Annotated in this window: 8 protein-coding genes; 4 read left to right on the top strand and 4 right to left on the bottom strand. The window is 67.2% G+C overall.

Translation table 11 applies throughout. The annotated features are described in order from the left end of the window. Window positions 1–104: 104 nt before the first annotated feature. The 3 genes from O0J73_RS20120 to O0J73_RS20130 all read right to left on the bottom strand — a co-directional run bounded on the left by O0J73_RS20120 (window position 105) and on the right by O0J73_RS20130 (window position 2796). The gene (locus tag O0J73_RS20120; protein ID WP_308309476.1) at window positions 105–1670 is read right to left on the bottom strand and encodes a protein adenylyltransferase SelO; all 1566 of its coding nucleotides are present in this window, start codon (window positions 1668–1670) and stop codon (window positions 105–107) included. Between the two features lie 32 nt (window positions 1671–1702). Continuing rightward, window positions 1703–2392: a glutathione S-transferase gene (locus O0J73_RS20125; RefSeq protein ID WP_197565000.1), complete on the bottom strand. Its 690-nt coding sequence runs from the start codon at window positions 2390–2392 to the stop codon at window positions 1703–1705. Between the two features lie 194 nt (window positions 2393–2586). Beyond that, on the bottom strand, window positions 2587–2796 hold the full coding sequence (locus O0J73_RS20130; RefSeq protein ID WP_004153307.1) for a cold-shock protein: 210 nt from the start codon (window positions 2794–2796) through the stop codon (window positions 2587–2589). A gap of 301 nt (window positions 2797–3097) precedes the next feature. Between O0J73_RS20130 and O0J73_RS20135 the strand changes: the two genes are divergently transcribed. Continuing rightward, a complete protein-coding gene (locus tag O0J73_RS20135) occupies window positions 3098–3586 on the top strand; it encodes a YaiI/YqxD family protein (RefSeq protein WP_308309477.1) in 489 nt (162 codons plus the stop codon). A gap of 6 nt (window positions 3587–3592) precedes the next feature. On the opposite strand, the gene O0J73_RS20140 is transcribed toward O0J73_RS20135, so the two are convergent. Further along, the gene (locus O0J73_RS20140) at window positions 3593–4471 is read right to left on the bottom strand and encodes a pseudouridine synthase (RefSeq protein ID WP_308309478.1); all 879 of its coding nucleotides are present in this window, start codon (window positions 4469–4471) and stop codon (window positions 3593–3595) included. 124 nt (window positions 4472–4595) lie between these two features. Between O0J73_RS20140 and O0J73_RS20145 the strand changes: the two genes are divergently transcribed. The 3 genes from O0J73_RS20145 to O0J73_RS20155 all read left to right on the top strand — a co-directional run bounded on the left by O0J73_RS20145 (window position 4596) and on the right by O0J73_RS20155 (window position 8486). Next, a complete protein-coding gene (locus O0J73_RS20145; protein WP_197564998.1) occupies window positions 4596–5144 on the top strand; it encodes a YaeQ family protein in 549 nt (182 codons plus the stop codon). Beyond that, entirely contained in the window at window positions 5141–6325 is a 1185-nt protein-coding gene (locus tag O0J73_RS20150) for an NAD(P)/FAD-dependent oxidoreductase (protein ID WP_006434527.1), read from the top strand. Before O0J73_RS20145 ends, O0J73_RS20150 begins: the two co-directional genes overlap by 4 nt. A gap of 91 nt (window positions 6326–6416) precedes the next feature. Then, a complete protein-coding gene (locus O0J73_RS20155) occupies window positions 6417–8486 on the top strand; it encodes an EAL domain-containing protein (protein ID WP_040009725.1) in 2070 nt (689 codons plus the stop codon). Window positions 8487–8516 lie beyond the last annotated feature (30 nt).

The following is an 8516-nucleotide window of genomic DNA, read 5'->3' on the forward strand; positions in this document are numbered from 1 at the left end:
GACCATCAGCAATCCAGATCCGCTTTGGCTTTGGCTTTGGCTTTTGCTTTGGCTTTGGCTGTTGCCTCTGCAGGTGCAGGGCGCAGCCCTGCCAACACCCATCCTCAGGAACTGCAGGACAGCATCGAGCAGCCGGCGCGGTTGTCGGCCCACGCCGGGCGCTTGCCGGCGAAGTGTTCAAGCCCCGGGCGCTCGGTGTACGGGTCGTGCAACACCTCCTGCAGCGCATGCACGCCGCCGAGGTCACCCTGCTCCGCGCGGTCGATCGCCTCCTGCGCCAGCCAGTTGCGCAGCACGTACAGCGGATTGGCTGCAGCCATCTTCGCAGCGCGCTCGCTGGCCGACAGCGGATCGGCGCGCAACCGCGTCGCGTAGTCCTGCAGCCACTGCTGCAACGGCGCCCGCACCGCCTGCTGGCGCGTTTCGTCGTAGTACACCGCGTCCAGCACCGCCGCATCCGGTGCCGCCGGATCGATGCGCATCAGCGCGCGCCAGGCCAGGGTCATGTCCATGGCGCCGTCCTGCATCAGTTGCTGCCAGCGCAGGTAGAGCTGCAGGTCGTCGTCGTCGGCCGCGGCCAGGCCGAGCTTGGCGGCGGCATCGCGGCGCGTGCATGCCACGAAGGTGGACTGGTAGGCGGCTAGACCGGCCTGCAGCGGTGCCACATCGGCAAACAGCGGCGCCAGCGCCTGCGCCAGCCGGCTCAGGTTCCAGTACGCCACCTGTGGCTGCGTACCAAAGCGGTAACGGCGGCCCTGCGCGTCGGTGGTGTTCGGCGTCCAGTCCGGGTCGAAGTCCTCGACCCAGCCGTAAGGGCCGTAATCGAGCGTGAGGCCGAGCACGGACAGGTTGTCGGTATTCATCACGCCATGCACGAAACCCACGCGCATCCAGTGTGCGATCATCTCGGCGGTGCGCACCGCGATCTGCGCGAACCAGTCGCCATACAGCGCCTCGCCCTGCCCCTCCAGCTCGGGGAAATCGCGGGCGATGCAGGCATCCACCAGCTGCTGCAGCAACACGGTTTCACCGCGCGAAGCCGGCAGTTCGAACGAACCGAAACGCAGGAAAGAGGGCGACACGCGGCACACGATGGCGCCAGGCTCGGCACGTGGGTGGCCGTCATAGAACATGTCGCGCACCACGTCTTCGCCGGTGCCGACCAGTGACAGCGCACGCGTGGTCGGCACCCCGAGGTGGTGCATCGCTTCGCTGCACAGGAATTCGCGGATCGACGAGCGCAGGACTGCGCGACCATCGGCACCGCGCGAATACGGCGTTGGGCCCGCGCCCTTCAGCTGCAGCTCCCAGTGGCGTCCATCCGGGGCCACCAGTTCACCCAGTGAGATCGCACGGCCATCGCCCAGCTGCCCGGCCCAGTGGCCGAACTGATGCCCGCCGTAGTTCGCCGCCCACGGCTGCATGCCGGCGTACAGCGCATTGCCGCCGAACACGCGGGCGAAGCCTTCGCCTTCGACTTCAGCGGCTTCGAAACCGAGCAGCGTGGCCACCTCCGGTGCCCACGCCAGCAACGTGGGCGCCGCCACCGGGGTCGGCATCACCGGCGACCAGGCCGCGCCCAGCACTTCACGGCGGCGCGGGCCGGCTTCGGGGTCACCCGGCAGACTGTGCAGCAAGCGGTTGTCGAAACGGGGGGAGTCGGTATCCATGACCTTGAAGATGGGGGCGACGGCCGCCTGCCTCAATTGCCGCTGAGCGCCTGCAGATGGCCACCGTGGGCCTCGGCGCGCTGGTAGGCCGGGCGCTCGCCGATGCGCTTGAGGAAACCACGCAGTGCAGGCTTGTCGTCGAGACCACCGCCACGCGCGGCCGCGGCCTGGATCGGGAAGCTCATCTGGATGTCCGCCGCGCTGAACCGCTCACCCGCGAACCACGGGCTTTCGGCGAGGCGGCGCTCCATCCAGTCCAGGTGCAAGCGCCGCTGCGGGCCGATGAAGCCCCGCTCGGCCTTGTCGGCAATGCTGCGCGCGATCGGGCGCGCGAAGAACGGCATCGGCGCGTTGCGGATGCGCCCCATCACCAGGGTCAGCAGCAACGGCGGCATCGCCGAGCCTTCGGCGTAGTGCAGCCAGTAGCGGTAGGCAATGCGCTCGGCGCCTTCGGCCGGCATCGGTGACGGCGAGAGCTGGCGCTGGGTGTCGTAGCGGTCGGCAAGGTAGTCAAGGATCGCGCCGGACTCGGCCAGCACCAGCTCACCGTCCTGCAGCACCGGCGACTTGCCGAGTGGATGCACGTTGCGCAGCTCCGGGGGCGCCAGCAGTGTTTTCGGATCACGCGGATAGCGGCGGAGCTCGTAGTCCAGCCCCAACTCTTCAAGCATCCACAGCACGCGCAGCGAACGGGAGTTTTCCAAGTGGTGGACGATGCGCATGAGGATGATCCTTGGGAAGACCTGCATCGTACCGCGGCGTGCCTGCCCTCTGTAGAGTCGAACCATTCTCGATTGGTCTCAAAGACCGTCGTTGAATGCAGTCGAGCAAGCTCGACTCTACGAAACGGCGGGCAATAAAAAACGCCGGAAGCTTTCGCTTCCGGCGTTCTGGCTACCTAAAGGTAGCAGACGGATTAGACCGCCTGCACCTGGTCAGCCTGCATACCCTTCTGACCCTGGACGGCGATGAAGGTAACCTTCTGGCCTTCCTGCAGGGTCTTGAAGCCGGTGCCCTGGATGGCACGGAAGTGCACAAACAGGTCCGGGCCGCTTTCCGGGGTGATGAAGCCGAAGCCCTTGGCGTCGTTGAACCACTTGACGGTGCCGGTCTGACGATCAGACATTTGACTAACTCCTGAAACACATGTTGAAAAAATCGCAGCCACCGGGTATCGGGGCCGAGACTGAGTTGCAGGCGTTGGTAAAGCGGATCGATGAGCGGATCGTGAGATCAACTGCACCAGGCCACGATTCACGGTGACCCTAGCAAACACAGTGGGACGAACGATACGCGTGTTTTCTGCAAAAAGCGATAGCCCGGACGTTCATGGGCAGGCCCTGCCCGCTAGGCGTGACAAGGGCTGACAGCCGATCGTGGCTAACTCCGAGTCCCCATTCAGGTTTTTCCTACCCTACACTGGGTAAATGACTGAAGCTGAAACCCAAGCTGAACCCGCCCTCCCTCGCATCTGGGTGGATGCGGATGCCTGCCCTGGCGTCATTCGCGACATCCTGTTCCGGGCCGCTGAACGGGTCGGGATCGAGCTGACCCTGGTCGCCAACCAGTGGATCCGCACCCCGCCCTCGCGCTGGCTGCGCTCGATCCAGGTGCCGCAGGGCCTGGATGTGGCCGACAGTGCCATCGTCGAGCGGGTTGCCGCCGGTGATCTGGTGATCACCCAGGACATCCCGCTGGCTGCGCTGGTGCTGGAGAAGAAGGCGGTGGCGCTGAACCCGCGCGGCCAGCTGTACACCCCGAACAACATGGCCGAGCGGCTGTCGATGCGCAATTTCATGGAAGAGCTGCGCGGCGCCGGGGTCCAGACCGGGGGCCCGCCGCCCCTCGGCCCACGCGACCGGCAGCTGTTCGCCGCCGAACTGGACCGTTGGCTGGCCCGGCGTCCCGGCCGCTGAACCGCGTTACCCGGCCTGATCCGGCAGGCACAGGCGGCGCTGGCTGCTGAACTGCCGCCGTTCCCCGCTGAGCGGATCATCGAAGGCCAGCCCCTGTGCCAGCAGCTGCAGGGGCAGCTCGACCGCCCCCTGCGGGCGCGACCTCAGTTGCGGATACAGGTCATCGCCCTCGATCGGCGCGCCCAGCGCGGCCATGTGCACGCGCAGCTGGTGCTTGCGGCCGGTCGCCGGCCGCAGCCGGTAGCGCCAGATCGGCCCGTCGGCCTCGATCGGTTCGATTCGGCTGTGTGCATTGGGGTCGCCGGGCACTTCGGCCATGCGGAAGAACGGCTCGCCCGGCACCAGCCGGCTATGCCGCTGCAGTGGGAACGCCACGCCCGGCAGGGCCGGTGCCAGTGCCTCATAGATCTTCTCGATGCGCCGTTCGCGGAACAGCCGCTGGTAGGCATCGCGTGAGGCCGGCTGCGTGGAGAACAGCACCAGCCCGGCCGTCAGCCGATCCAGCCGGTGCAGCGGCACCAGCTCGGCGTTGCCGGTGCGGGCGATCAGACGCGCCAGCAGGGTTTCGCGCACGTGCCGGCCGGCCGGCGTCACCGGCAGGAAGTGCGGCTTGTCGGCCACCAGCAGGTGCGCATCCAGATGGACGATGGTCTCGGCGAACGGAATCACCGGCTCGTCGGCCACCTCGCGGAAGTACTGGATCTCCAGCCCCACCTGCCAGGGCAGGTCCGGCGCCAGCGCCCTGCCCTGCGCGTCCTGCACGCGACCACGGGCGAAGCGGTCCTGCCATTGCGCGCGGTCGATGCGCGGGAAACGCGCGCACAGGCCATCGAGCAGGCTGGGCCAGTGGCCGGGCGGCAGCTGCAAGCGGCTGGGCGGGGTCATCGCGTCCATTCCTGCGGTGGATAGAGCGTGCAAGCGTGCCACGTTGACGCTTTGCCGACAGCCCGGCAACGGACACCCCTGGAGCAAACCTCTATCATTGTCCTCTTTAGTCCACGGATCCCCCATGGCTCTTACCGCCACCATCCGCAAGGCCGAACTGCAGATCAGCGACATGGATCGCGGCTACTACGCGACCCACAACCTGACCCTGGCCCAGCACCCGTCCGAGACCGACGAGCGCCTGATGGTGCGCCTGCTCGCCTTCGCCCTCAATGCTGGCGATCGCCTGGAATTCGGCCGCGGCCTGAGCACCGACGATGAGCCGGACCTGTGGGAACACGATTACACCGGCGACATCCTGCAGTGGATCGACCTGGGCCATCCGGACGAATCGCGCATACGCAAGGCCAGCAACCGCAGCCGCCAGGTGCAGGTGGTGAACTACGGTGGCAACGCCTCCGAGATCTGGTGGACCAAGCAGGGCAAGGGCCTGGCGCGTTTCGACAACCTGTCGGTGGTCGACCTCGACGGTGCCTTCGTCGAGCAGTGGGGCCAGCAGATCCAGCGCGCCATGCGCTTCAGCGTGCTGATCCAGGATGAGGAAGTGCAGATTCTCAACGATCAGATCCAGCTCGACATCATCCCGAACTGGCGCAAGCGCGCCAAGGCATGAGCACGATCCGCTGCGATGTGGTGGTCATCGGCGCCGGCGCGGCCGGGCTGATGACCGCGATCACCGCCGGCCAGCGCGGCCGCCAGGTGCAGGTGATCGACCATGCCAACAAGATCGGCAAGAAGATCCTGATGTCCGGCGGTGGCCGCTGCAACTTCACCAACACCGGTACCACCCCGGCCAACTTCCTGTCGGCCAATCCCCACTTCTGCAAATCGGCGCTGGCCCGCTACACGCCCTGGCATTTCATCGAACTGGTCAGCAAGCACGGCATCGCCTACCACGAGAAGGAACTGGGGCAGCTGTTCTGCGATGTCTCATCCAAGCAGATCGTGAAGATGCTGGTGGACGAATGCCAGGCGGCCGGCGTGCAGGTCCGTACCGACTGCAGCGTGCAGCGCATCGAGCACGGCAGCGACGGTTTCCGCGTACACACCAGCCACGGCCTGTTCCACTGTGCCTCGCTGGTGGTCGCGACCGGCGGGCTGTCCATTCCCAGCATGGGTGCCACCGGTTTTGGCTATGAGATCGCACGCCAGTTCGGCCACGCGGTGCTGCCGACCCGCGCCGGGCTGGTGCCGCTGACGCTCAGCGGCAAGCACCAGGAGCGGCTGGCCGAGCTCAGCGGTGTCGCCCTGCCGATCGAGGCGCGCTGCAACGGAAAGAGCTTCCAGAACTTCATGCTGCTGACCCACCGCGGCGTCAGCGGCCCGGCAATCCTGCAGATTTCGTCCTTCTGGCAACCCGGCGACACGCTGGAGCTGGACCTGCTGCCCGGCCAGGATGCGGGCGAATGGCTGCGCCAGATGAAGCGCGAGCGGCCGGCCGCCGAGCTGCGCACGGTGCTGGGCGAGGTACTGCCCAAGCGGCTTGCACAGCGCCTGTGCGAACACTGGCTGCCCGACCGCCCGGTGCGCCAGCTGGACGAGCCGGTGCTGCGCCAGGCCGCGCAGCTGCTGGGCGCGTTCCCGTTGGTGGCCAGCGGCACCGAAGGCTATCGCACCGCCGAGGTCACCCTGGGCGGCGTGGACACCGCCGAGGTTTCGTCCTCGACGATGGAATCCAGGCGCGTACCCGGCCTGCACTTCGTCGGTGAGGTGCTGGACGTGACCGGCTGGCTGGGCGGCTACAACTTCCAGTGGGCCTGGGCCAGCGGCCACGCGGCCGGCGGCGTGGTGTGAACCACATCGCCGTTCGATGCGCGCAAGGGGTGCGCGCATGGACGGTTCGGCGCGCATCGTGTATCTAGATTTGCAGATTGGGGAGCAGTGCATGCAGAACGCGAACGACATCACCATCCGCCTGCTGATCGTCGATGACAGCGGCGAGAATGCCGAAGCCATCGTCAGCGCCCTGCGCAACAGTGGCATCGCGGTGCGCCCGTGGCGCCCGCAGGATGCGGCCGAGCTGGCCCAGGTGCTGGACAGCCAGGCCATCGACCTGGTGCTGGCCTCGCCGTCGCCGGGCATTCCGCTGCCGCTGGTGGCCCAGCACATCGCCGCCAGCGGCAAGGACATTCCGCTGGTGCTGCTGGCCGAGCGCATCGACGAGGACGAGCTGGTGCAGGCCAGCAGCCATGGCATCCGCGCCCTCGCCCTGCGCCAGCGCCCCGAGCATCTGCTGGCCGTGGTCCGCGACCAGTGGGTGGACCTGCAGGCGCGCCGTGGCCTGCGCCGCATCGAGGCACAGATGCGCGAAACCGAGCGCCGCTGCGACGCGCTGATCGCCTCCTCGCGCGACCCCATCGCCTACGTGCATGAAGGCATGCACATCCGGGCCAACGACGCTTATCTGGAAATGTTCGGCTACGAGCATTTCGACGACATCGAAGGCATTTCGCTGCTCGACATGGTCGCCGCGCAGCATGTGGAAGGCTTCAAGCAGCTGCTGAAGGGCCTCAGCCGTGGCGAAGCGCCGCCACCGCAGTACCAGCTCGACGCCCGTCACGAAGATGGCAGCGCGTTTCCTGCAACGATGGAATTCACGGCGGCGACCTACGAGGGCGAATCCTGCCTGCAGGTGGTACTCCGCCGCCGCATGGAATTCGATCCGGAGCTGGCACGCGAAGTCGAGGACCTGCGACAGCGTGACCAGGTCACCGGCCTGCTCAACCGACCGACCTTCATGCTGCAGCTGGAAAGCGCGGTGGCCCAGGCAGGTCGCAGCGAAGGCCAGTTCGGCCTGCTGTTGATCGAGCCGGACCATTACGCGCGCCTGCTCCCGGACATCGGCCTGGCCTCGGCCGATGCGCTGATCGGCGCGCTCGCGGCCCTGCTGGCCGAGGTGGTCGGCGAGGACGCGCAGCTGGCCCGCTTCGGCGAACACAATTTCGCCGTACTGCAGGCCGGGCCCTATGCGCAGACCGTCGCGTTGGCCGAGCGCATCCGCGAAGCCTATGCCGCGCACGTCTTCAGCATTGGCGCACGCTCGGCCACGGTGACGGTCAGTATCGGTGGCGTGCAGGTGGGCGAGAAGATCGCCAGCATCGGCCAGGTGCTGGCGCGTGCCAGCGAATGCACGCAGGCTGCGGCCGAGCTGGGCAACACCTGCCGCATCTTCGACCCCGCCGCTGCCGACCGCGTGGAGGAAGAGCGCGTGCTGCGCTGGGTGGCACGCATCCGCGAAGCGCTGGCCGGCGACGGCTTCCAGCTGCACTACCAGCCGGTGCTGAATCTGCAGGGCGAGCCGCTGGAACTGTACGAGGCCTACCTGCGCCTGGAGCACAACGGCGAGCTGCTGAGCCCGACCGCATTCCTGGGCATTGCCGAAGAGCACGGGCTGCTGGCCGACATCAACCGCTGGGTCGTTTCGCGGGCCATTGCGGTGCTGGGCCAACGTGCGCGCGAAGGCCACGCCACCCAGGTGCTGGTGAAGGTCACCCCGGAATCGTTCGACGATCCGCAGATGATCGCCACCCTGCGCCGCGAACTACAGGCACAGGGTGTGCCGGGCGAACGGCTGTGGCTGCATGCACCGGAAGCGAAGGTGTTCACCCATCTGCGCAGCGCGCAGCAGTTCCTTGCCGAGGTCGCGCCCCTGGGCTGCCGCATCGGCCTGGAGCAGTTTGGTTCGGGGCTGGACTCGTTCCAGTTGCTGGCTCACTTCCAGCCGCAGTTCCTCAAGCTGGACCGCGGTTTCACCAGCGATCTGGCCGCCACCCGCGAGAACATCGACCGCATCAGCCAGATCACCGCGCGTGCGCAGGAAGCCGGTATCCGCACCATCGCCGAGTTCGTCAGCGACGCCAATTCGATGACCCTGCTGTTCAGTGCCGGCGTGGATTACGTGCAGGGCGACTTCGTTGGCCCCGCCTTGCCGGAGATGGGGTTCGAGTTCGGGTAACCCTCGGGGGTGCCGGCCAGCGGCCGGCAC

Source organism: Stenotrophomonas sp. Sm6012 (genome assembly GCF_030985895.1).
In the GTDB taxonomy this organism is placed as follows: domain Bacteria; phylum Pseudomonadota; class Gammaproteobacteria; order Xanthomonadales; family Xanthomonadaceae; genus Stenotrophomonas; species Stenotrophomonas forensis.